Source organism: Polaribacter pacificus, from assembly GCF_038024035.1.
GTDB lineage: Bacteria > Bacteroidota > Bacteroidia > Flavobacteriales > Flavobacteriaceae > Polaribacter > Polaribacter pacificus.
In genome coordinates, this window is record NZ_CP150664.1 from 1,622,386 (window position 1) to 1,645,475 (window position 23,090).

Genomic DNA, 23,090 nt, shown 5'->3' on the forward strand with positions numbered 1-23,090 from the left:
AAAGTACGTATGGCAACATTAGACTCAAAAATTCCAAAAGGTCCATTAAAAGATAAATGGACAACTTATAAAGACACAATAAATTTAGTAAACCCAGCCAACAAACGTAATATTGATATTATTGTCGTTGGTACTGGTTTAGCTGGTGGTTCTGCTTCGGCAACCTTAGCTGAGTTAGGGTATAACGTAAAAGCATTTGCATACCAAGATTCACCGCGTAGAGCGCATTCAATTGCTGCACAAGGAGGAATCAATGCAGCCAAAAACTATCAAGGAGATGGCGATTCTTTTTACAGATTGTTTTACGATACTGTAAAAGGAGGAGATTATCGTTCAAGAGAAGCAAACGTTTACCGTTTGGCTGAAGTATCTGCAAACATCATTGATCAATGTGTGGCACAAGGAGTTCCTTTTGCACGTGATTATGGTGGATTGTTAGACAATCGTTCTTTTGGTGGTGTTTTAGTTTCTAGAACTTTTTACGCCAAAGGGCAAACAGGACAACAATTATTATTAGGAGCTTATTCTGCAATGAACCGTCAAATTGCTCGTGGAAAGATTGAAATGTTCAATCGTCATGAAATGTTAGATGTGGTAAAAGTTGATGGAAAAGCAAGAGGAATTATTGCTCGAAATTTAATTACTGGAGAGCTTGAACGTCATTCTGCTCACGCAGTAGTAATTGCAACTGGTGGATACGGGAATGTTTATTTCTTATCAACCAATGCAATGGGTTCTAATGCAACTGCAGCATGGAAGATTCATAAAAAAGGAGCCTTCTTTGCAAATCCTTGTTATACACAAATTCACCCAACTTGTATTCCTCGTTCTGGAGATTATCAATCAAAGTTAACCTTGATGTCAGAATCTCTTAGAAATGATGGACGTATTTGGGTTCCAAAAAAGATGGAAGATGTAATGGCAATTAGAGAAGGTCGTAAAAAACCTACTGATTTGTCTGAAGATGAAAGAGATTATTACTTAGAAAGACGTTATCCTGCTTTTGGTAACTTAGTACCACGTGATGTGGCTTCTAGAGCTGCAAAAGAGCGTTGTGATGCTGGTTACGGAGTAAATGCTACTGGAGAAGCTGTATACTTAGATTTTAAATCGGCAATAGAACGTTACGGAAGAGAACAGGCTAAATTGCATCATATTTCTAATCCATCGGAAAAAGAAGTTTACGATTTAGGAAAAGGAATTGTTGAAGCTAAATATGGAAACTTATTCCAAATGTATGAGAAGATCGTTGATGAAAATCCATACGAAACACCAATGATGATTTATCCAGCAACACACTATACCATGGGTGGTGTTTGGGTTGATTATAACTTAATGACAACCGTCGATGGCTTGTACTGTATTGGTGAAGCAAATTTCTCTGATCACGGAGCAAATAGACTTGGTGCCTCTGCTTTAATGCAAGGTTTAGCCGATGGGTATTTTGTATTGCCATATACCATCGGAGATTATTTAGCCAATGATATTAGAACTGGAAAAATACCAACGGATACAAAAGAATTTGATGAAGTAGAAAAAGAAGTAAAAGATCGCTTGGATTTCTTTATCAATAATAAAGGAAAGCATTCTGTAGATTATTACCACAAAAAATTAGGAAAAATTATGTGGGATAAAGTTGGGATGGCTCGTAATGCAAAAGGATTGACTGAAGCAATGGCCGAAATTAAAGCCTTGCGTGAAGATTTCTGGAAAAACGTAAAAGTTACCGGAGCATTAAACGAAATGAATCCTGAGTTAGAAAAAGCAGGTAGAGTTGCAGATTTCTTAGAATTAGGAGAATTGTTTGCTAAAGATGCATTAATGAGAGAAGAATCTTGTGGTGGTCACTTTAGAGAAGAATCTACAGAGCTAGATGGATTACAAAAAGGAGAAGCAAAACGTAATGATAAAGATTTTGCGTTTGTAGCTGCTTGGGAATACAAAGGAGAGCCTGCAGATGCAGTGTTACACAAAGAAGAATTAGAATTTAAAGATATTGAACTAAAACAACGTTCTTATAAATAAAAAAGACATTATGAATTTAACACTTAAAATTTGGAGACAAAAAGACTCAAAATCAAAGGGTCAAATGGTGGATTATAAAGTAACTGATATTTCAGAGCACATGTCTTTTTTAGAAATGATGGATGTTTTAAATGAACAGTTAATAAATACTGGTGAAGAACCTGTAGCTTTTGACCATGATTGTAGAGAAGGAATCTGCGGAATGTGCTCTATGTATATCAATGGAGAAGCGCACGGACCAGATAGAGGCGTAACTACTTGTCAATTACACATGCGTATGTTTAACGATGGTGACACCATTTATATTGAGCCTTTTAGAGCGAAAGCTTTTCCGGTAATCAAAGATTTGGTTGTTGATAGAACTTCTTTTGAGCGCATACAACAAGCTGGTGCATTTATCTCTGTAAATACCTCTGGTAACACACAGGATGCAAATGCCATACCGATTTCTAAGCACGATGCTGACGAAGCAATGGATGCTGCAGCTTGTATTGGTTGTGGAGCTTGTGTTGCTAGCTGTAAGAACTCATCTGCGATGCTATTTGTGGGCGCTAAAGTGTCTCAATACGCATTATTACCTCAAGGAAAAATAGAGGCCACAGATCGTGTTTTAAACATGGTTGCTCAAATGGATGCTGAAGGATTTGGAAACTGTACCAATACTGGTGCTTGTGAAATTGAATGTCCTAAAGGAATTTCTTTAGAGAATATTGCTCGTATGAATAGAGAATATTTAAAAGCTAGCTTCTAAATATTATTTATTATATAATAAAAAAGGGATTGTGATTTAAATCACAATCCCTTTTTTATTGAGCCTTCTTTGCTTGTTATTGCAAAGTAGGTGAATAATTTGTTGGATAGTCTCCAGCCTTAGCCAGACCACTTGTTGCTTTTAAGAAATTAGAACCATAGGTTGCATCAATAGCAGCTAAAAACTTATTTGCCATTAAAGCATAGCCTCTTGCTGTTAAGTGAATCCCGTCTAAGCTAATCAATCCACCCATTACCAAATTGGTAGTCATGGTGTACTCGTCAAACTTGATTCCAGTGGTAGATGCTTCTACTAAAATTGCTTCAAAATCAACCATAGCCAACCCTTTAGCAGTCGCTACAGCCTTAATGGTTGCATTATAAGCATCAGTAGCTGTTTTAATACTAAGTTGCTCTTGTGGAGTTAATACCCATTTATCTGCTAAAGGCACAGAAACACCATTGATTAATTGTGCGTTTCCACCCACAGTGGTTCCAATAAATGCAGAACTAGGCAATACTAATAAATCTGTAGCAGTGGCTTGTCTGTATTGTTTTAATCCAGCAAAAGCAGGATTTAAAGCTTCTAAATCAGTTAAATCTTCATCAATGATCACAACTGCATTTTTACCTGCAGAAAACTGAATTGTTCTTTTAGCAATTTCTGCATCTGCTTGAGCTTGTGTCATTAACTTCATCCCTACTAAAGCTGTAAAAGCTCCTTGGATTCCAGTGTTATAAGGTGCATAACCTGAGTTCACTGCAGCTGCAGTTGCAGCATCTAAAGGTACTGGGTTATAAGGTACAGTTGTAAAATGAGCCAATGAAGTAATATTAGGAAGGGTTGCAACCACTCCTTTAGCTCCCGTTGACATTAAAGTAGTCACAACTGCATTAAAAGCACTAGCAAATACGTTCGGATCAGTAATATCATTAGACCCATAAGTTGCTGGGTTCGTATTACCCGTTTGATCAACTCCTGCTCCTCCAGAAATAGCATAAGCTAAAACATCATTACCTCCTAATTCAGAAACGGTAAAAAATGTTGGGTTCGCACGCATGGCGTCTGCCAAAACATTAGTAGCATCGCTAGAAGCCATTCTTGCATAATATGGATTGGCTAAACCAAATGAAACTCCTGCTTTGTTTCCGTAACCATTGGCTACGATATGAAAACTTTTAGCTCCTGGAATTCCCATATTGTTAAAAGGACCCGTAACTCCAGATGTAATTTCTGTGGTTGGTGTACCTGGCAATACTGCTGGTCCAGAACCATTAAAATAAAGTCTTGGTGACGCTGCAAGGTTTCCTTGTAACAATAAACCACCAATATTATCATTCATCAATGGTTGCTTAAAGTCTCCTCCACCAACCATGGCGAATTTAGTTGCAAGTATGTTTGGAAAAGAATTCTCTTGACTTGCTTTAAACAAGGCTCCGTCTGTATATCCGGCGGTAAAAGAAGCTCCTACAGCAACATACGATGTGAAATCTGCAGAACCAGCTTCCAACGCTACAGTTGGCACTACTACTTCTGGAATGGTTTCTATGTCGTTATTTACATCACAAGAAGCAAAAACTACTGTAAGTCCAAATAACCAAATTAATTTATTTTTCATGATAAGCTGTTTTGTATGATTAATTATTAATTGTCCAAGAAAGGAAATATTGAGACCCTATTGCTCCAACACCAGGTGCACTAAAGTATTCTTTCCCGATTAAATTTGCTCCTCCTAATTTGATCACAGATTTCCATTTTGGAATGCTGTAGTTCACTTGAGCATCTAGGACAGTTCTAGCGTCGATAGCGGTATCGTGGAAAGTAGACTCCCAGTAATAAGCATCTTGCCATCTTACATTTACATTAAAACCAACGTTTTTAAATACTTCTGTTTTACCAAACTGAAGTTTTACTTTGTGCTCTGGAGTATTAAATCCTGCTTCAAAATCTGGATCTGTAGATTGGTCAAAATCAAACTTTGCAAGTGTATAACTTAATCCAATATTAAATCCATCAAAAATCTTGGTATTTAAACCGATAGAAGCACCATAAGAGTTAATGTCTGCTGCAGAGTTTGTATATACTGCAAAACCTTTATAATCTCCATTTTGTAAAGCCAATAATGACAAACCATTATCTCCAGCTGTTCCGTAAAAAGGAACTGCTACATTTTTAGATGAAATAAAGTCTTGGTAACTATTGTAATACATACTTAAATCTATACTGATTTTGTTATCAGAAACATCAGCCAAACCTCTATACCCTACTTCATAAGCAGTAACTTTTTCTGGCTTAACCAATTCAATTTGTGCTTTTTGATAGGTTCCGTTTGCAATAGATGCTGCAGAAAAAGAATTATCATAAGCTCTTCTACCAGATAAAGTAATGGTTGATGAACCTGTAAATGCTTGACCTGAACCACTCACACTTAATGGAGAAGATACATAACGATCTAAGTTATCAGGAGCAGAACCTACTAAGATTCCAGAACCTGCATCCAAACCAATATATTGATCTTGAGTAGTAGGGTTTCTAAATCCAGTTTGGAAAGACGCTCTAAAGTTGTGGTTTTTATCCTCACCTCCTGCATAGGCAAATGAAAGACGTGGAGAAACACTTCCGTTAAAGTTTTGAGCTTTATCATAACGAATAGAAGCTGTAAACTTTAAACGATCTTCCATAAATTTCTTTTGCATTTGTGTATACATTCCATACTCACCATAATCAATAGCTCCGTTATAATCTGTAAAAATACTACCCTTAGAGTTTAAAGAGTACATTCTATAAGAACCTCCTACTTGAAATTCTGCCCACTCTATATAATCTCTTAAGTTTAAGTTTGCATCAGCGTGATACAATTTAGTATTGTCTTGAAATTTAGCTCCAGTTGTTAAACTAGGGTCTGCGGTTACTTTATCAAAAGCAGCTTTAAACTCTGGTGTTCCAGGAACAAAACGTCCTGTTTCTGCAGTTTGTCTAGCCAATGCATGTGCTTGAGCAGAATTCATCCCTCCAAGTGTTCCTTGAACATAAGCTCCTACATATTGTCCAAACCAAGTATTATCATCTTTCCAAGCTCTGTTAATGTTGATAGCAGCAAAACGAGTATCGTATGAATTCCCTGCATCTTCAGAAGTTAGGTAACCTCTAACAAAGAAATTCTTTCCACGAACCTCTAACTTGTGTTGTTGCATCATAAAATCTTTGATGTTGTAACGGTTGGTTCCTTGATAAATAGTATTTCCTTGACCGTATTTAGAATTCCAAATAACCTCTACACGGTCATTTCCTAGAGGACGATAGTGTAATGAAACTCCTAATTTCATACTCTTAGCATCATAAGACATTAAATCTTCTTCATTATACCCTGTTCTACTAATATTTTCACTTGGCACTAGGGCATCAGCTCCATTTGGTAAAATACCTAAACCAACTAAGGTTTGAGCCACTCCTTTTATGTTTGTAGAAACCTCATCTCCATAAACATTCAATCCATTATAGTTTCTATCTGAACTTCTATCTCCAGCTGCAAATTTTCCATCAACTGTATTTCTGTAATCAGTTGCATACCACTCTGTACCTTTTAAATAAGATACGGTTGCTTTGGCTGCAAACTTGTCAGAAAAAGCATGTGCCAATCGAATACTTGTATCGTAAAACATATTGTCTCCAGCTGCTTTTTGACTAGTCATTCCTGATTTTAATACATAACTAATTCCTTGATCATCAAAAGGGCTTTTACTGGTCATAAACATAATCCCATTAAATGCGTTGGCTCCGTACAATGCAGAAGAAGCTCCTGGTAAAAGCTCTACTGTTTTTACATCCAACTCAGACATCCCTAATAAGTTCCCTAAAGCAAAGTTAAGTGCTGGAGAAGAGTTGTCCATACCATCTACCAATTGCATAAAACGCGTATTAGCAAAGGTTGCAAACCCTCTAGTATTTACAGACTTAAAGGTTAAACTGTTGGTGTTGATATCTACTCCTTTTAGGTTTTCCAATCCATCGTAAAACGAAGGAGAAGAAGTGTTCCTTATGGCTCGGACGTCCATTCTTTCTACGGTAACTGGTGACTCCATAATCCTTTCAGGAGTTCTTGAGGCCGAAACGACAACCTCATCCAATGCCGTAGCATTTTCTGTTAAACTAATTTTTACAACCTGATTGTTTTTTGTGATTGCAACTTTTTCCGTTTTATAACCGAGCATTGATATCTCTAAATTAAACGGTGGTGTGTCTGATACTATTAAAGTAAAAGTTCCATCAAAATCCGTGTTAGTCCCGACTAACTTTCTTTCAATTTTAATATTTGCTCCTGGCAAAGTCTCGCCAGTAACAGCATCAGTAATTGTACCCGTGATCTTTGTTTGAGCAAACATAGAGACACTAGTTAAAATTGCAAATGCAACTAGTAATAATTTTTTCATAATGTAAAATATTTGTTAACTGTACTGCAAAATACAATTTTTTTTGAATTTGCTAATGAAGACTTATAAAAATTATGTTTATAGCAATTATTTACCTTTAAAATTCAAAAATAACAATTGTACTTTTCTATAAAATTTAGAACCGTTTCAAATCGCAAAATTGTAACTTTGCTAAAAATTTACTTTTTTGGAACTAATTCATTCGCTTTCAAATTACAAAAGCTCCCAAGAAACAATTGTTACTATAGGTACCTTTGACGGTGTCCATATAGGACATCAAAAGATTATTGAGCAGTTGGTGCAAAATGCCAAAAAGCTCAATAAAAAATCGGTGCTACTCACTTTTTTTCCACATCCGCGGATGGTCTTACAGAAGGAAGCTAAAATTGAATTGATTAATACCATTGATGAAAGAGCTGTTCTTTTAGAAAAAACAGGGCTTGATTGCCTAATCATTCATCCTTTTAGCAAAGAGTTTTCTCGAATGACCGCCCTAGAGTTTGTAAGAGATGTATTGGTTAATCAACTACACACTTCAAAACTTATTATTGGCTACGATCATCACTTTGGAAAAAACCGAGAAGGGAATTTAGAGCAACTAACAGAATACAGTCATGTATATGGGTTTGAAGTTGCAGAAATCCCCGCTCAAGATATTGACGATGTCTCTGTGAGCTCTACAAAAATAAGAAAGGCTTTGGCCAACAAACATATTGAAACGGCCAATCGTTATTTAGGATACAATTTTACACTGAACGGAACCGTGGTGAACGGCAAAAAGTTAGGAGGCAAAATTGGATACCCAACAGCCAATATTTCTGTTGCAGAAGACTATAAACTGATCCCTAAAACAGGGGTTTATGTAGTGCAATCAAAAATAAACAACAAACGGGTTTATGGAATGATGAACATTGGCTTTAGACCTACTGTAGATGGAGACCATCAAACCATAGAAGTACATTTCTTTGATTTTGATGAAAATCTCTATGGTCAAAAACTTCAAATAGAATTGCGTTATTTTTTAAGAGATGAAATTAAATTTGACTCTGTAGAGATGTTAATTTTACAACTTCAAAAAGACAAAAAAGAAGCCTTAGACTACCTTCATAACAATCTCTAATTCTACATTGGTAAATTGTAGCAGTTCCTGTATCTTTGCGGTTCTTAAAACTCAAAAAGAATGTTACAAGTTCAATTTATTAGAGAAAACAAAGAAATTGTTTTAAACGGGTTAGCAAAAAGAAATTTTGCCAATGCCGAAACCATGATTGATGCTGTACTTGCTGCAGATGAACAACGTAGAGCGACACAAGTATCCCTTGATACAGTATTAGAAGAATCTAATAAGCTTTCCAAAGAAATTGGACATTTTTTTAAATCGGGTGAACGTCAAAAAGCCAATCTTTTAAAAGAAAAAACAGTTCAGTTAAAAGAACAATCTAAAGAGCTGACTGAGGCCCTTAATAAAGTTTCTGACGAGTTACAAAACTTACTTTTTCAGATTCCAAACGTACCTCATGCATCTGTGGTTGCGGGTACATCAGAAGAAGACAATGAAATAATTTTTAGCGAAGGCATCATTCCAAATCTTGGTGAAGATGCGCTTCCTCATTGGGAGCTGGCAAAAAAATACGACATCATTGATTTTGAATTAGGAACAAAAATAACCGGAGCTGGCTTCCCTGTTTATAAAGGAAAAGGTGCTCGTTTACAACGCGCGCTAATCAATTATTTTTTAGATAAAAACATTGCAGCAGGTTACAAAGAATATCAGGTACCTCATTTAATCAATGAGGCTTCTGGAATTGGCACGGGTCAATTACCAGACAAGGAAGGTCAGATGTATCATGTGGGTGTTGATGATTTATACTTAATTCCAACAGCCGAAGTGCCTATTACCAACATGTTTCGCGGTAATTTAATTTCTGAAGATGATTTTCCAATACTTTGTACTGGATACACTCCTTGTTTTAGAAGAGAAGCTGGAAGCTACGGAGCTCATGTTAGAGGCTTAAATAGGTTGCATCAATTTGACAAGGTAGAAATTGTAAGGATAGAGCACCCCGATAATTCATATCAGGCTTTAAATGGTATGGTAGAGCATATTAAAGAGATCCTAAGAGAATTAAAATTGCCTTATAGAATATTGCGTTTGTGTGGAAGTGATACCGGTTTTACATCGGCATTGACCTTTGATTTTGAATTGTTTTCTACCGCGCAAGATCGTTGGCTAGAAATTAGCTCAGCTTCTAATTTTGAAACCTTTCAGGCCAATAGATTAAAGTTACGCTATAAAAATAAAGAAGGAAAAAGCCAATTGGTACACACCTTAAACGGAAGCTCTCTAGCATTGCCTAGAGTATTGGCTGGGATTTTAGAAAATTACCAAACAGCCGATGGAATAAAAATACCAGATGTATTAGTTCCATATTGTGGCTTTGACACAATTAATTAATCTTTTAAAAAGTGCGTTTGATATCAAGCGCACTTTTTAGTTAGCAACAACTGCCAACATCATTCTCTTATAGTTATTCATGGCTATCAATGCATTTAAATAAGCAGCTATTTGGCCGTTTTTCATAAACTGTATAGAATCTTTTTTTGCGCTTTCGTATTGTTTTTTTAGTTCTTTCATGATCTTCAATAGTTAGTGATTATATTAAGTAGACAACTTTTGTGCCAAAATGTTACATCAAATACTAAAAAATCATGCTGCTTTAGGAATATTTTAACGTTTTTGTTGATTATCTTTGGAATACATGAAAAAGCTATTCATCCTTTTTTTACTATTAATCAGTCAAGTGATTTTTGCTCAAAGTGAACTTCTTTTGGCTGAAAATTACTTTCGCAAAGGCGAGTATGAAAAAGCAGAACAACTGTATCAGTTGTTATTTGATAAGAACCCACAAAACACAACCTATCTTAAACGATTGATTTCTTGTTTTCAGGAAACAGCAAAATTTACTGCCGCAGAAGAACTGCTTCAAAAACAGTTAACAAAAAGACCTAATGAAACGTATTTATATGTAGAATTGGGTTATAATTATGATCGACAACAACTAAAAGAACAGGCAACTACTCAGTACAAAAAAGCTTTAGAATCAATAGATAAATACCCAGAGTTTGGTGGATATATTGCTCGGCTGTTTAAAGAAAATTCTCTCTTGGATTTTGCTATCGAAGCCTATCAAAAGACCATGCAACTGAACCCTGATTTAAACTACAATTTTCAGATTGCTCAAATTTATGGAGAGCAAGGTTCCTTTGAAAAAATGTTTACAGCCTATATAAATTTGCTAAACACCAATGACGCCTACTTGCCAACGGTTCAGCGATTTACAAGCCCTTATATTACAGATGATCCAGAGGATAAAAACAATATACTGTTTAAAAAAGTAGTCATCAAAAAATCAATCAGCAATCCAAAAAATGTATGGAATCAATTGTTGAGTTGGGTTTTTACTCAGCAAAAAGAATACGACAAAGCCTTTATCCAAGAAAAGGCCTTGTTTCAAAGAAATCCGGAGTTTATTAATAACATCATCAATTTAGGGGTGCTAGCCTATAAGGCAGAGGATTATAAAATTGCACAAGAATGCTTTGACTTTGTCAAAGAAAAAAGTCCTTTGGGGGATTATAAACGAATTGCAGCTAGCTATGTGCTTCAGATTGCCATAGAAGTAAAACAACCAGATATTGACAAGCTCTTTAGTGCTTTTTTTGATGAATTTGGGCAAAACAGCAGCACCTTTCAGGCACAATTGCTCTATGCAAACTACCTAACCTTTCAAAAAGATCAAACAGATAAAGCCATCTTGGTTTTAAACGAGGCCATGAAGCATACCACCTCTAAATTTAACCATGCAAAAGTAAAGCTTCAATTGGGTGATATTTACGTATATCTTGGAAAGTTTAACAAAGCCTTGATTGAATTCTCTAAAGTACAAACCAGTATTAAAGACCATCCTATCTCACAAGAAGCGCGATTTAAAGTAGCGCAAACATCCTACTTTAAAAATGATTTTGATTGGGCCAAGGCACAACTCAAGGTGTTAAAAGCTTCTACAACACAGCTAATCGCCAATGATGCTTTAGAATTGTTTTTGATTATTTCTAACAACCAACCAAAAGATTCTACAGACCTGAGTTTAAATAAATATGCAAAAACGGATTTGTTGGCCTTTCAGGAAAAAAATGAAGCAGCCATATTGGGCTTACAAAGTTTACTTAATGAGTATAAGGGCTATCCGATAGAAGACGAAGCGCTCTACAAACAAGCCGGATTATTTGTAAAAACAAATCAATTAGAGAGCGCCATTAAAAACTACCTTCAACTAATCGCTATAAACAAAGAAGGAATTTTGGTAGATGATGCCTATTATCAACTAGCCGAACTCTATTCTACAAAATTAAATAACACAGAAAAGGCTTCAGAATACTATCAAAAGATTATTTTTGAACATCCTTCTAGTATTTATTTGGTTGATGCTAGAAAAAAATTCAGGAAATTAAGAGGAGATGCAGTTCAATAAAACGAGCTCATTAAAACCATTAAAAATATATCCACCTTTTTAATAAAAACCTATATGTATATCTATAATGTAACCATCAATATTGACGAAAGTATTCACGATACTTGGCTTACTTGGATTCATCAACACATTCCAGAGGTACTGGCGACAGGCAAATTTGTAAATGCCAAGCTTACTCAAGTTTTGGTTGAAGAAGAGATGGGCGGCATAACTTATGCGGTACAATACCAAGCAAAATCACGTGAAGATTTAGATAGTTATTACAAGGATCATGCTGATTCATTGCGCGGTGATGCGCTTCAAAAATTTGCAGATAAGATAGTCTCATTCAGAACTGAATTGAAAATAGTAAACGAATTTTATCCAAAATAACCACCAATACACAATGAGCGTAAAGGCAAAAAAACACTTAGGGCAGCATTTTTTAACGGATGAAGACATCGCTAAAAAAATTGCAAATTCATTAGAAGGAACCAACTATGATCACGTCTTAGAAATTGGTCCTGGAATGGGTGTGCTCACAAAGTATTTATTGCAAAACAAGCCCAAAGTAACTGTAATGGAACTCGATAGAGAATCAGTGGCCTATCTCAAAGATACCTTTCCTTTAGAGCACTTACAATTAAACACTACCAAAGAAAATTTTAACATCCTTGAAGGTGATTTTTTAAAGCATGATCTCAGTGAGTTATTTCAAAAGCAACAGGTCGCTATCATCGGTAATTTTCCGTATAATATTTCTACTCAAATTGTTTTTAAAGCACTAGAAAACAGAGCTTATGTACCTGAGTTTTCTGGAATGTTTCAAAAAGAAGTCGCTCAAAGAATTGCAGAAAAAGCAGGAAGCAAAGTCTATGGAATTCTCTCCGTACTAACCCAAGCATTTTACGAGGTTGAATATTTATTTACAGTACCTCCAACGGTTTTTAATCCGCCGCCAAAAGTAGATTCTGGAGTCATTAGAATGACCAGAAAAGAAAATTTTACCTTGCCTGTAGATGAAAAATTGTTTTTTAGAGTGGTAAAGATGGCCTTTAATCAACGAAGAAAAATGCTTCGGAAAAGTCTAAACTCTTTCAATCTTTCGGAAAGCTTAAAGGAAGACCCTATCTTTGCGAAACGCCCAGAACAATTGTCTGTTCAAGAATTTATTTCACTCACCCAAAAATTAATAGAAAATGGCATTTGAAATTACTGATGAGTTTCTAGAAAACCTGGTTGGATTGATCTATGAAAACAATGATCTTGAAATAAAGAAACTTTTTAAAGAAGTCCATTTTGCAGATGTTGCAGAAGTTTTAGACGAAGTTAGTTTTGATGAAGCTATTTATATTATAAAGCTTTTAGATAGTGAAAAAACATCAGAAATTCTTACCGAGCTAGACGAGGATACACGTGAAAAAATTCTAGAAAATCTATCAGCCAAAGAAATTGCAGATGAAGTTGGTGAAATGGACTCTGATGATGCAGCAGATATTATTGGAGAGCTTTCAGAAGAACGTCAAGAGCGCGTAATTAACGCTTTAGAAGATGATGAATTAGCGGCAGACATTAAAGAGTTACTGTCTTATCAAGACAATACTGCAGGTGCATTGATGGCAAAAGAATTGGTTAAAGTCTATGAAACTTGGACCGTAGCTGGCTGTATGCGCAGAATTAGAGGACAGGCCAAAGAAGTAACGAGAGTACATTCTATTTATGTTGTTGATAAAGAAGATAAATTGGTCGGTAGACTGTCTTTAAAAGATTTAATTATCGCTAAATCTGATCAAAAAATTGCTGAAATTTCAAAGGCAAAGGTTGATGCTGTAAATGTGAATGAAGATGATGAAAAGGTTGCTAAAATCATGGCTAAATACGATTTAGAAGCAATCCCGGTTATAGATGACAACAATGTCTTATTGGGTAGAATTACCATTGATGATATTGTCGATGTATTAAAAGAGGAGGCAGACAAAGATTACCAAATGGCAGCAGGGATATCGCAAGATGTTGAGGCCAATGACACCATTTGGGAGCTTACCAAAGCTCGATTGCCTTGGTTAATCTTAGCGCTATTTGGAGGCTTTATCTCGGTCTCTATTTTAGGAGGTTTTGAAACAGCCATGGATACCTATCCTGCTCTGTTTTTCTTTACCCCTTTGATTGCTGCAATGGCAGGAAATGTTGGGGTTCAATCTTCTGCAATTATTGTTCAGGGTTTGGCAAATGACAGTTTAAAAGGCTCCTTGTGGAGACGCTTATTTAAAGAAGTTTTACAAAGTTTAATCAATGGTTTTGTCTTAGCTGCTTTGCTAATGTCTGCAGGAATGCTTTTCTTAGGATTTAAAGTAGAAATCGGAGTTACCGTTGCTATTTCATTAATCTCTGTAATTATGATTGCTTCTATTGTAGGAACATTTGTCCCTATTATTTTAGACAAAAGAGGTGTTGATCCAGCGCTTGCCACTGGTCCTTTTATTACCACCAGCAATGATATTTTTGGAATCTTAATTTACTTTATGATTGCCAAAATAATCCTGGGTTTTTAATCGTTAAAAACGTTTTTGAAAGAGATCCCAAAGTACGATTCCACAACTTACAGAGATGTTTAATGAGTGTTTAGTCCCCAATTGAGGGATTTCTATACACAAATCTGCAGCAGAAACCACTTCTTGTTGAACCCCTTTTACCTCATTGCCCATTACCACAGCATATTTTTGATTTTCTTGAGGCACAAAATCATTGAGCATGGTGCTGTTTTCTGCTTGTTCTATAGCCAAGACCTGAACACCATCTGCCTTTAATTTATTGACCAAGCTTAAGGTATCTGATACATACTCCCAATCTACAGATTCTGTAGCTCCAAGAGCTGTTTTATGAATGTCTTTGTTAGGTGGTGTGGCTGTGATTCCGCAGAGGTAAATTTTTTCGATTAAAAAAGCATCACTAGTTCTAAACACAGAGCCGATATTGTTTAAACTTCTAATATTGTCTAAAACCACAATCAAAGGTGTTTTTGAAACCTCTTTAAAATCAGAAACGGACAATCTGTTGAGTTCGCTATTTTTTAATTTTCTCATAGGATGTGGGATTGTTTGATGATGTTCAATCAAAACAAAAGATGAATCACTAAAACTTTTTCTATCTTCGCAAAACTAATTTAAAATTCTGAAAGACTTGGCAAAAGCTCCTACAAAAAAGGTAACACCCTTGATGAAACAATACAACGCAATCAAGATTAAATATCCTGATGCCATTTTGTTATTTCGCGTGGGTGATTTTTATGAAACCTTTGGAGAAGATGCTAAAAAAGCAGCAGGGATTTTAGGAATTATTCTCACCAAAAGAGGCGCTGGTAGTGAAACGGAAACTGCCTTAGCCGGTTTTCCACATCACTCCTTAAACACCTATTTACCCAAACTGGTAAAAGCCGGATTGCGTGTGGCCATTTGCGATCAATTAGAAGATCCAAAAATGACCAAAACCATCGTAAAAAGAGGGGTTACAGAATTGGTAACCCCGGGAGTTTCTTTAAATGATGAAGTTTTACAAAGCAAGAATAACAACTTTTTAGCCGCTGTTCATTTTGACACTTCTGGCAGAAAAGGCAGTAAAACACAATTGGGTGTTTCTTTTTTAGATGTATCAACTGGAGAATTTTTAGTATCACAAGGGAATGAAGAATACATTGATAAATTACTTCAGAATTTTAACCCAAGTGAAATATTAGTCGAAAAGAAAAACAAACAAGCCTTTGCCAACTTATTTGACAATCGCTACTATACTTTTTATTTAGACGATTGGGTTTTTCAGAGTGACTATGCAACAGAAACCTTGCAAAATCATTTTAAAGTACAAAATCTAAAAGGTTTTGGGATACAAGAATTGACTGCAGGAATTGTTGCTGCAGGAGCTGTATTGTATTATTTATCCGAAACCCAACACAAGCAATTATCACATTTACAGCAAATAAGTCGTATTGCAGAAGAGAACTATGTTTGGATGGACCGCTTTACGGTTAGAAACTTAGAATTGTATCACGGAACCTCTGTAAATTCAGTAACGCTTTTAGACTGTATTGATGCCACCATCTCTTCTATGGGAGGTCGCTTGCTTAAACGTTGGTTGGCCTTACCTTTAAAAAAGCTGGAGCAAATTCAAAAAAGACAAGAAATCGTAAAGTTTTTAATTGATTCTGATGATTTTTATAAAACCGTTAGCTATCAGCTAGCGCAAATAAGCGATATAGAACGCTTAATCTCTAAGGTAGCAACTGGGAAAGTCTCTCCAAGAGAATTGGTTTTGCTTAAAGACTCTTTACAGGCCATTTTACCTATCAAAACCGCAGCAGAAAAAAGCAAGCACAAAGCCGTACAAGAAATTGGCAATGCGCTCTCAGACTGCAAAGAACTCATTGCTAAAATAGCCGAAGTTGTAAAAGACAATGCACCTGTAAACATCAATAAAGGAAATGCCATAGCAAGTGGAGTCTCAACAGAATTAGATGATTTGCGCGCTATTGCTACCACTGGGAAAGAGTATTTAGACGGCATGCTAGAAAGAGAGACTGCACGTACGGGTATTAGCAGTTTAAAAATCGCCTTTAACAATGTGTTTGGCTACTATATAGAAGTTAGAAATACCCATAAAGACAAGGTTCCAGAAGAGTGGATACGCAAACAGACCTTGGTCAATGCAGAACGCTATATTACTGAAGAACTTAAAGAATACGAAAGCAAAATTTTAGGTGCCGAAGAAAAGATTCAAACCTTAGAAAATGAAATCTTTAACAAGCTTATAGGCTTTGTTCTTAATTTTGTGGAGCCTGTACAGCAAAATGCACAGTTGATTGCAAAAATTGATTGTTTGCTCTCCTTTGCAAAAACAGCCATTGACAATAATTATGTACGTCCTGTCTTGGATGATAGTACTGATCTAGAAATTAAAAACGGTCGTCATCCTGTCATCGAAAAACAATTAGCTCTTGGCGAAGAATACATCGCCAATGACGTAGTCTTAAATAGAAATCAGCAACAAATTACAATGATTACTGGACCGAATATGTCTGGTAAATCAGCTATTTTACGTCAAACAGCACTCATTGTGGTTTTAGCGCAAATGGGAAGTTATGTCCCTGCACAAAACGCTCGAATTGGCCTTGTAGATAAGATTTTTACAAGAGTTGGTGCCAGTGATAATATTTCGATGGGTGAAAGTACCTTTATGGTAGAGATGAATGAAACCGCTTCTATTCTTAACAATCTTTCTGAGCGTAGTTTGGTCTTGTTAGACGAGATTGGAAGAGGAACTTCTACTTATGACGGTATTTCTATTGCTTGGGCCATTGCAGAATTTTTGCACGAGCATCCAGCCAAAGCCAAAACACTTTTTGCAACGCATTATCATGAGTTAAATGATATGACAGAGACTTTTGAACGCATCAAAAACTTTAATGTGTCTGTTAAAGAACTCTCTGATACCATTATCTTTTTAAGAAAACTGGTAGCTGGAGGGAGCAATCACAGTTTTGGTATTCATGTTGCCAAACTAGCCGGAATGCCCTCACAGGTTATACATCGAGCCAATAAAATTCTAGAAAAACTAGAAGAATCACATTCGCAACAAGAAGTAAAAGACCGTTTAAAAGGAGTCCAAGAACAAGAAATGCAATTGAGCTTTTTTCAATTAGACGATCCTTTACTAGAAAACATCAAAGAAGAAATTTTATCAACCAACATAGATACTTTAACGCCAATTGAGGCTTTGATGAAGCTGAATGAGATTAAGCGGATGCTGATAAAAAAATAAGAAAATCTTACCAAGGACAAATGAAAATAACTCTTATCTTTGTCATCACTATGAGTACACACTTTTTATTTATTGGCGGACCAGAAATTGTTGTCATTGGGCTGTTAGTAGTTATGCTTTTTGGAGCCGACAAAATTCCTGAAATCGCCCGTGGTTTAGGGAAGGGAATGCGTCAGCTAAAAGATGCTACCAATGAAATTAAAAGAGAAATTAATGACACTGCCAATACTGAAGGGATTGATATGGATGTTACTAAAGACATCACTTCAGAAATCAATAAGGTAAAGGATGAGATTACAGGGCCTATTAAAAGGAATAAATAAACTTTAAGGCTTTTTACTTCACGCGACTAATTGTCAACCCATCTCTAATAGGCAACAATACAGATTCTACTCTTTTATCAGCGTTTAAGAGCGCATTGTATTCCAATAAAATTTTAGTGTCTAGATCTTTTGGGTCTAAGGCTTCTACTACTTTTCCACTCCAAAGTACATTGTCAGATAAGATAATTCCGCCTGGGTTCATCTTGTCTATTATCAAATGAAAATAGTTGATATAGTTTGATTTATCTGCATCTATAAACACCAAATCAAATTTTTGATTGATTGTAGGAATAAGCTCTAAGGCGTTCCCTACCAAGGATTTTATTTGATCTTGATAACCCGACTTCTTAAAATATTTTTGTTGAAGACTTTCCAATTCTTCATTTTTATCAATGGTATAAAGTGTTCCATCAACAGGCATTCCCTCTGCCAAACACAGAGCTGAATACCCTGTATAAGTCCCTATTTCTAAAATATTTTTAGGTTGGATTAATTTAGAAAGCATGGCTAAAAGTCGCCCTTGAAAAGCACCGCTTAGCATGCGTGGATTTAATACTTTTTGCCAAGTTTCTTTGGTTAATTCTTTTAATAATTGAGGTTCATGTTGTGAATGTTCTACAACATAATTGTCTATTTTTTCTGGTAAAAAGTGCATTCTTTAGGGCTTTGTGGTATGCTTAGGACTTAACCTTTTCTAATTCTTTTTTAAGAGCCTCCTTGTCTTTTTGAGACATGCATTTTTGCTCTTTGCAATCTGCAGCCTTTATTTTAAAGACTTTTGTAAGTGACTTATTTTGCTTTACATAACTAGAACACAACTTGCAAACCAATAAATGCCAGCTTAATTGGATCTTCTCAAAAAGTGTAGCCTCTCCATACTGACTCTTGTCGCAGATGGTAGTTGCCTTGTCACAGTTAATCTGTAGTTTCTTTAACATGACTTAATTATTAAACCAATTTTCTTCCATACATTTTCTCAATTGAGTTCTTGCTCTATGGATTATTACCCAAAGATTTGACGCAGAAATATCTAACTCCTTACAAATGTCTTCAGTTTCAAAACCTTGAATGGTTTTCATTCTAAAAACCATGGCATATTTTTCAGGTAAATTATCTATACAGCTATCGATGGTTGATTTTAACTCTTCAGACTCTATGAGTTTATCTGCCTCGTTATCCCAGGTTTGTGGTGCTCTTTCTTCTATCCAGCTTCCTTCTTTTTCTCCCTCTTCATAAAAGCTCATTCGAACCTCTGCCTTGCCTTTGTTTGAATTGATTTTTCTATAATGATCAATTATTTTTCTTTTCAAAATAGCAATTAGCCAGGTGCGCTCTGTAGATTTTCCTTCAAAATTTTTAGCTGATTTTAATCCAGCAAAAAAAGTTTCTTGCACCAAATCTTTTGCCAGATCACTGTTATTTACACGAGTAATCGCATAATTATACAAATAATCTGCATACCGATCTATCCAAAGATTGGGAGATAATAACGGATTGCTTAGGCTTTTTGTCATAGGTTTTTGCAAAAAACAAAGGTATTCTTTTTAAATGAAAAACAAGACCCCTTCCTTGTAAGCTATTTCTCTGTAGGTTTACAACCCTCGGTTCTTCGGGTATCAATTAAGTAGATAATTTGCCAGTTTCCGTTGTTGTTAAAAAGCTGAAAAGAGTTTACTCCACAATGGCTAAACTTTCCTTTGTTATAAAACTCATAAGGTGTCCAGACAGAGGCTAAATTTCCATCAATTTTAATAGTGTAAGAAAGTATTTTCTCAAAATAATCATCTGTAGGTTTAACTTTTGTGGCAAAATTTACCAATACGTCAAAGGCATTTGGCGTAGTTGTAAGCAATTTTTCTCCTTGAGGGTTGGTGCTGGTGGTCTGAGCTTTTAAATCTTTGTGGATGGTCGTTTTTAACAGGGCCACATCTCCTTTGTGGAAACCCTTAAAAAAATTTTCTATGCTAGTCTGAACGGCTTTTTTAGAATCATTTTTTTGAGCATTTACACTGATTGTAAAGACTAGTAAAATGACGAAAGCAATGCTATTTCTCATAATTATATCGATTTAATAGATAAAAACTTTTCAACTAATAAAGTTTCAAAAAAGATTCTATGAAGTAGAATACACGATTAACTCTACTAAAAAAGAATACTGAAACAGAATAAATCCGTACTTTTATCGCATTAAAAATACAAAAAATGTCTGTAGCAAAAAAAGAATACAAGCGCGTCACAACCAAAAGTTTAGTTGATATGAAGGCCAATGGTCAAAAAATATCTATGCTTACGGCTTATGATTACACCATGGCAAAAATTGTTGACGGTGCCGGAATTGACGTCATCTTAGTAGGTGATTCTGCCTCAAATGTAATGGCGGGTCATGAAACTACTTTGCCAATTACACTAGATCAAATGATCTACCATGCCAGTTCTGTGGTAAGAGGTATCGAGCGTTGTTTAGTGGTGGTAGATTTGCCATTTGGTAGCTACCAATCAGATCCAAAAGAAGCCTTGCGTTCTGCCATTAGAATCATGAAAGAGAGCGGTGGTCATTCTATAAAATTAGAAGGAGGAAAAGAGATTAAAGAATCCATCAAAAGAATTTTAAACGCTGGAATCCCGGTAATGGGCCATTTAGGGCTAACTCCACAATCGATATACAAATTTGGGACCTATACGGTAAGAGCCAAAGAAGAGGAAGAAGCTGATAAACTTCTAGAAGACGCTCTATTATTAGAACGTTTAGGCTGTTTTGCCTTGGTATTAGAAAAAGTTCCCGCTGCACTTGCAGAAAAAGTAGCAAAAAGCCTAAGCATTCCTGTTATCGGAATTGGTGCTGGAGGTGGTGTTGATGGTCAAGTTTTGGTAACCCATGATATGTTGGGAATGACCCATGAATTTAACCCTCGTTTTCTACGTAGATATAATGATTTATACACAAGCATGACCACTGCCTTTGAAAATTACAGTGCTGATGTAAAAAGTGGAGATTTCCCGAACGCAGAAGAGCAGTATTAACAACTATTGAAACGAGCAAACCTATGCGCATCCTTCACTTAGACAGCAACCATCCCTTACTTATAGAACAACTTGGTTTGGCAGGTTTTGTAAACGATGAAGACTATAAATCTAGCAAAGAGCAAATTATCCAGAAGATATCAGACTACGATGGTATTATCCTTCGAAGTCGCTTTAGCATAGACAAAGAATTTTTGGACAGAGCTAGCAACCTAAAATTTATAGGTCGTGTAGGAGCAGGTTTAGAAAATATTGACTGTGCATATGCAGAAAAAAAGGGCATTGTTTTAATTGCAGCACCTGAAGGGAATAGAAATGCTGTTGGCGAGCACAGCTTGGCTTTGCTTTTGGCTTTGTTTAACAAAATTGTCAAAGCGGATCATGAGGTTAAAAAAGGTGTTTGGCTTCGCGAAGAAAATCGCGGATCAGAGGTAGATGGAAAAACCATTGGCCTTATCGGTTATGGAAACATGGGTAAAGCCTTTGCAAAAAAATTACGTGGGTTTGATGTAGAGGTTATCTGCTATGACCTTAAAGAAAACCTAGGTGATGAAAACTGCCAACAAGTTTCTTTAGAAGAATTACAAGCACGTGCTCAAATACTGAGCCTTCATACCCCGCAAAATGAAACAAGTAAACAAATGATAAACACCGCCTTTATCAATAAGTTTGCCCATCCTTTTTGGTTGATCAATACCGCCAGAGGATCTGCTGTGGTTACCAAAGATTTGGTTAAAGCTTTGAGATCTGGTCAAGTTTTAGGAGCTGGTTTGGATGTCTTAGAGTATGAAAAAAGCTCTTTTGAGCAGCTCTTTAGCGCCACAGAAATTCCAGAAGAATTTTCTTACCTCGTTGCCGCCGATAATGTGGTTCTTAGTCCTCATGTAGCAGGATGGACGATAGAAAGCAAGATTAAGCTTGCGCAAACTATCGTAGACAAAATCAAAGAAAAATTTTGTTAACTTGTAGGTCAATAAGAATCTGCTTATGAAATACAGTGCAAATACACTTGATGAATACATCGCTCAGTTACCTGAAGAACGGCAAACTGCTATCCAAAAATTACGGAAAATCATTAAAAAAAATTTAGCTCAAGGCTATGATGAACAAATGAGTTATGGTATGATTGGCTATGTGATTCCGCATAAAATCTACCCTAACGGCTATCATTGTGACCCAAAATTGCCTCTACCTTTTATAAACCTTGCATCACAAAAAAACTTTATTGCCCTGTACCACTCTGGTATCTATGCAGACCCATCGCTTTATGATTGGTTTGTTACTGAATATCCAAAATATGCAAAAACCAAGTTAGACATGGGTAAAAGTTGTATCCGTTTTAAAAAAATGGATGATATACCCTATGATCTTATTGGTCAATTAGCTCAAAAATTAACCCCAACTGCCTGGATACAATTGTATGAGGCTAGCTTAAAAAAGAACTAAGATGAAAAAAGGAAAAGTAACCGGAATCGGTGGAGTTTTTTTTAAAACTGAAGACCCAAACAAGACTAAAGATTGGTATAAAAAACATTTAGGACTCCCTGTAGATGATTGGGGATGCACTTTTTGGTGGAAAGACAAAGAAGGCAAAGCTGCTTCTACCCAATGGAGCCCTTTTGCAAAAGATAGTACGTATTTTGAACCTTCAAAAAAAGATTTTATGTTTAATTATCGCGTTGAAAATTTAGTAGAATTACTAGACGAGCTTAAAGAAAACGGCGTGACTGTTATTGATAAAATAGAAGAATACGACTACGGTAAGTTTGGATGGATTTTAGATTTGGATGGAAATAAAATTGAATTATGGGAGCCAAAAGACGCGGCTTTTTTGTAATTTTATACATAATCACACTAAAAAAAGGAATACATGCAAGTACTTGACGAAAACGGAAATGAGATCTATCAACAAGAAAGCAAACGAATTATTGCTGGTATTTTAGGCATCCTACTTGGTTCTCTTGGGATACATAAATTTGTTTTAGGTTACACTACAGAAGGTGTTGTTATGCTGTTGATATCTGTTCTGACCTGCGGTATTGGCGCATGGCTAATGGGCTTGTTTGGATTGATAGAAGGCATCCTATATCTTACAAAATCAGATGAAGATTTTGTTTATACTTATCAAACCAATAAAAAAGGTTGGTTTTAAGCACAGAACTATTCTCTACACTTTTTTCAAATAAATAAAACCAAAAGGTCCAAAAAGAACTCTCTT

General features: G+C 35.8%; 23 protein-coding genes. 15 read left to right on the plus strand and 8 right to left on the minus strand.

The annotated features are described in order from the left end of the window. Window positions 1-9 precede the first annotated feature (9 nt). On the plus strand, window positions 10-2,025 hold the full coding sequence (locus WHC90_RS07345; protein WP_188597829.1) for a fumarate reductase/succinate dehydrogenase flavoprotein subunit: 2,016 nt from the start codon (window positions 10-12) through the stop codon (window positions 2,023-2,025). 10 nt (window positions 2,026-2,035) lie between these two features. Next, a complete protein-coding gene (locus tag WHC90_RS07350) occupies window positions 2,036-2,776 on the plus strand; it encodes a succinate dehydrogenase/fumarate reductase iron-sulfur subunit (RefSeq protein WP_188597830.1) in 741 nt (246 codons plus the stop codon). Window positions 2,777-2,852: 76 nt separating this feature from the next. Here the strand turns inward: WHC90_RS07350 and WHC90_RS07355 are convergent, their stop codons facing one another. Both WHC90_RS07355 and WHC90_RS07360 read right to left on the minus strand, forming a co-directional pair. Then, window positions 2,853-4,394 (minus strand): SGNH/GDSL hydrolase family protein, encoded by a 1,542-nt coding sequence (locus WHC90_RS07355; protein WP_188597831.1) that lies wholly within the window; start codon window positions 4,392-4,394, stop codon window positions 2,853-2,855. A gap of 19 nt (window positions 4,395-4,413) precedes the next feature. Beyond that, window positions 4,414-7,206 (minus strand): TonB-dependent receptor, encoded by a 2,793-nt coding sequence (locus WHC90_RS07360; protein WP_188597832.1) that lies wholly within the window; start codon window positions 7,204-7,206, stop codon window positions 4,414-4,416. Between the two features lie 187 nt (window positions 7,207-7,393). On the opposite strand from WHC90_RS07360, the gene WHC90_RS07365 reads away from it, so the two are divergent. Continuing rightward, the gene (locus tag WHC90_RS07365; protein WP_188597833.1) at window positions 7,394-8,326 is read left to right on the plus strand and encodes a bifunctional riboflavin kinase/FAD synthetase; all 933 of its coding nucleotides are present in this window, start codon (window positions 7,394-7,396) and stop codon (window positions 8,324-8,326) included. A 60-nt stretch (window positions 8,327-8,386) separates the two neighbouring features. Beyond that, a complete protein-coding gene (serS, locus tag WHC90_RS07370; RefSeq protein WP_188597834.1) occupies window positions 8,387-9,661 on the plus strand; it encodes a serine--tRNA ligase in 1,275 nt (424 codons plus the stop codon). Window positions 9,662-9,697: 36 nt separating this feature from the next. Here the strand turns inward: serS and WHC90_RS07375 are convergent, their stop codons facing one another. Then, window positions 9,698-9,841 (minus strand): hypothetical protein, encoded by a 144-nt coding sequence (locus tag WHC90_RS07375; RefSeq protein ID WP_188597835.1) that lies wholly within the window; start codon window positions 9,839-9,841, stop codon window positions 9,698-9,700. A 124-nt stretch (window positions 9,842-9,965) separates the two neighbouring features. On the opposite strand from WHC90_RS07375, the gene WHC90_RS07380 reads away from it, so the two are divergent. From WHC90_RS07380 to mgtE, 4 genes are read left to right on the plus strand one after another with little or no spacing between them, the layout of a single operon-like run. Beyond that, window positions 9,966-11,738, plus strand: a complete 1,773-nt coding sequence (locus WHC90_RS07380; protein ID WP_188597836.1) for a tetratricopeptide repeat protein — start codon at window positions 9,966-9,968, stop codon at window positions 11,736-11,738. A 54-nt stretch (window positions 11,739-11,792) separates the two neighbouring features. Further along, window positions 11,793-12,110, plus strand: a complete 318-nt coding sequence (locus WHC90_RS07385) for a DUF4286 family protein (protein ID WP_188597837.1) — start codon at window positions 11,793-11,795, stop codon at window positions 12,108-12,110. 13 nt (window positions 12,111-12,123) lie between these two features. Further along, on the plus strand, window positions 12,124-12,927 hold the full coding sequence (rsmA, locus tag WHC90_RS07390; RefSeq protein WP_188597838.1) for a 16S rRNA (adenine(1518)-N(6)/adenine(1519)-N(6))-dimethyltransferase RsmA: 804 nt from the start codon (window positions 12,124-12,126) through the stop codon (window positions 12,925-12,927). Beyond that, the gene (gene mgtE, locus WHC90_RS07395) at window positions 12,917-14,269 is read left to right on the plus strand and encodes a magnesium transporter (protein ID WP_188597839.1); all 1,353 of its coding nucleotides are present in this window, start codon (window positions 12,917-12,919) and stop codon (window positions 14,267-14,269) included. Before rsmA ends, mgtE begins: the two co-directional genes overlap by 11 nt. 3 nt (window positions 14,270-14,272) lie before the next feature. Here mgtE and WHC90_RS07400 read toward each other — a convergent pair whose 3' ends face one another. Then, complete coding sequence (locus tag WHC90_RS07400) at window positions 14,273-14,800, minus strand: RNA methyltransferase (protein WP_188597840.1); 528 nt, start codon at window positions 14,798-14,800, stop codon at window positions 14,273-14,275. 97 nt (window positions 14,801-14,897) lie between these two features. Here WHC90_RS07400 and mutS point away from each other — a divergent pair, with 97 nt between their 5' ends. Both mutS and tatA read left to right on the plus strand, forming a co-directional pair. Next, window positions 14,898-17,528 (plus strand): DNA mismatch repair protein MutS, encoded by a 2,631-nt coding sequence (gene mutS / locus WHC90_RS07405; protein WP_188597841.1) that lies wholly within the window; start codon window positions 14,898-14,900, stop codon window positions 17,526-17,528. Window positions 17,529-17,548: 20 nt separating this feature from the next. Beyond that, window positions 17,549-17,851 carry a twin-arginine translocase TatA/TatE family subunit gene (tatA, locus tag WHC90_RS07410; RefSeq protein ID WP_229664885.1) on the plus strand — a complete coding sequence of 101 codons (303 nt, stop codon included), beginning with the start codon at window positions 17,549-17,551 and terminating at the stop codon, window positions 17,849-17,851. Window positions 17,852-17,864: 13 nt separating this feature from the next. On the opposite strand, the gene WHC90_RS07415 is transcribed toward tatA, so the two are convergent. From WHC90_RS07415 to WHC90_RS07430, 4 genes are all read right to left on the minus strand, one after another. Further along, the gene (locus WHC90_RS07415; RefSeq protein ID WP_188597842.1) at window positions 17,865-18,506 is read right to left on the minus strand and encodes an O-methyltransferase; all 642 of its coding nucleotides are present in this window, start codon (window positions 18,504-18,506) and stop codon (window positions 17,865-17,867) included. Window positions 18,507-18,528: 22 nt separating this feature from the next. Next, window positions 18,529-18,789, minus strand: coding sequence for a hypothetical protein (locus WHC90_RS07420; protein WP_188597843.1), 261 nt, complete (start codon window positions 18,787-18,789; stop codon window positions 18,529-18,531). A 3-nt stretch (window positions 18,790-18,792) separates the two neighbouring features. Next, window positions 18,793-19,365: a sigma-70 family RNA polymerase sigma factor gene (locus tag WHC90_RS07425; RefSeq protein WP_188597844.1), complete on the minus strand. Its 573-nt coding sequence runs from the start codon at window positions 19,363-19,365 to the stop codon at window positions 18,793-18,795. 62 nt (window positions 19,366-19,427) lie between these two features. After that, window positions 19,428-19,907, minus strand: coding sequence for a nuclear transport factor 2 family protein (locus WHC90_RS07430; RefSeq protein WP_188597845.1), 480 nt, complete (start codon window positions 19,905-19,907; stop codon window positions 19,428-19,430). 146 nt (window positions 19,908-20,053) lie between these two features. Between WHC90_RS07430 and panB the strand changes: the two genes are divergently transcribed. The 5 genes from panB to WHC90_RS07455 are packed head-to-tail and all read left to right on the plus strand — an operon-like array spanning window position 20,054 to window position 23,024. Next, window positions 20,054-20,872 (plus strand): 3-methyl-2-oxobutanoate hydroxymethyltransferase, encoded by an 819-nt coding sequence (gene panB / locus WHC90_RS07435; RefSeq protein ID WP_188597846.1) that lies wholly within the window; start codon window positions 20,054-20,056, stop codon window positions 20,870-20,872. A gap of 23 nt (window positions 20,873-20,895) precedes the next feature. Then, complete coding sequence (locus tag WHC90_RS07440; RefSeq protein ID WP_188597847.1) at window positions 20,896-21,834, plus strand: 2-hydroxyacid dehydrogenase; 939 nt, start codon at window positions 20,896-20,898, stop codon at window positions 21,832-21,834. A 25-nt stretch (window positions 21,835-21,859) separates the two neighbouring features. After that, entirely contained in the window at window positions 21,860-22,318 is a 459-nt protein-coding gene (locus tag WHC90_RS07445) for a DUF1801 domain-containing protein (protein ID WP_188597848.1), read from the plus strand. A gap of 1 nt (window position 22,319) precedes the next feature. Beyond that, window positions 22,320-22,709, plus strand: coding sequence for a VOC family protein (locus WHC90_RS07450; protein ID WP_188597849.1), 390 nt, complete (start codon window positions 22,320-22,322; stop codon window positions 22,707-22,709). A gap of 33 nt (window positions 22,710-22,742) precedes the next feature. Further along, the gene (locus WHC90_RS07455; RefSeq protein WP_188597850.1) at window positions 22,743-23,024 is read left to right on the plus strand and encodes a TM2 domain-containing protein; all 282 of its coding nucleotides are present in this window, start codon (window positions 22,743-22,745) and stop codon (window positions 23,022-23,024) included. Window positions 23,025-23,090: the final 66 nt, after the last annotated feature.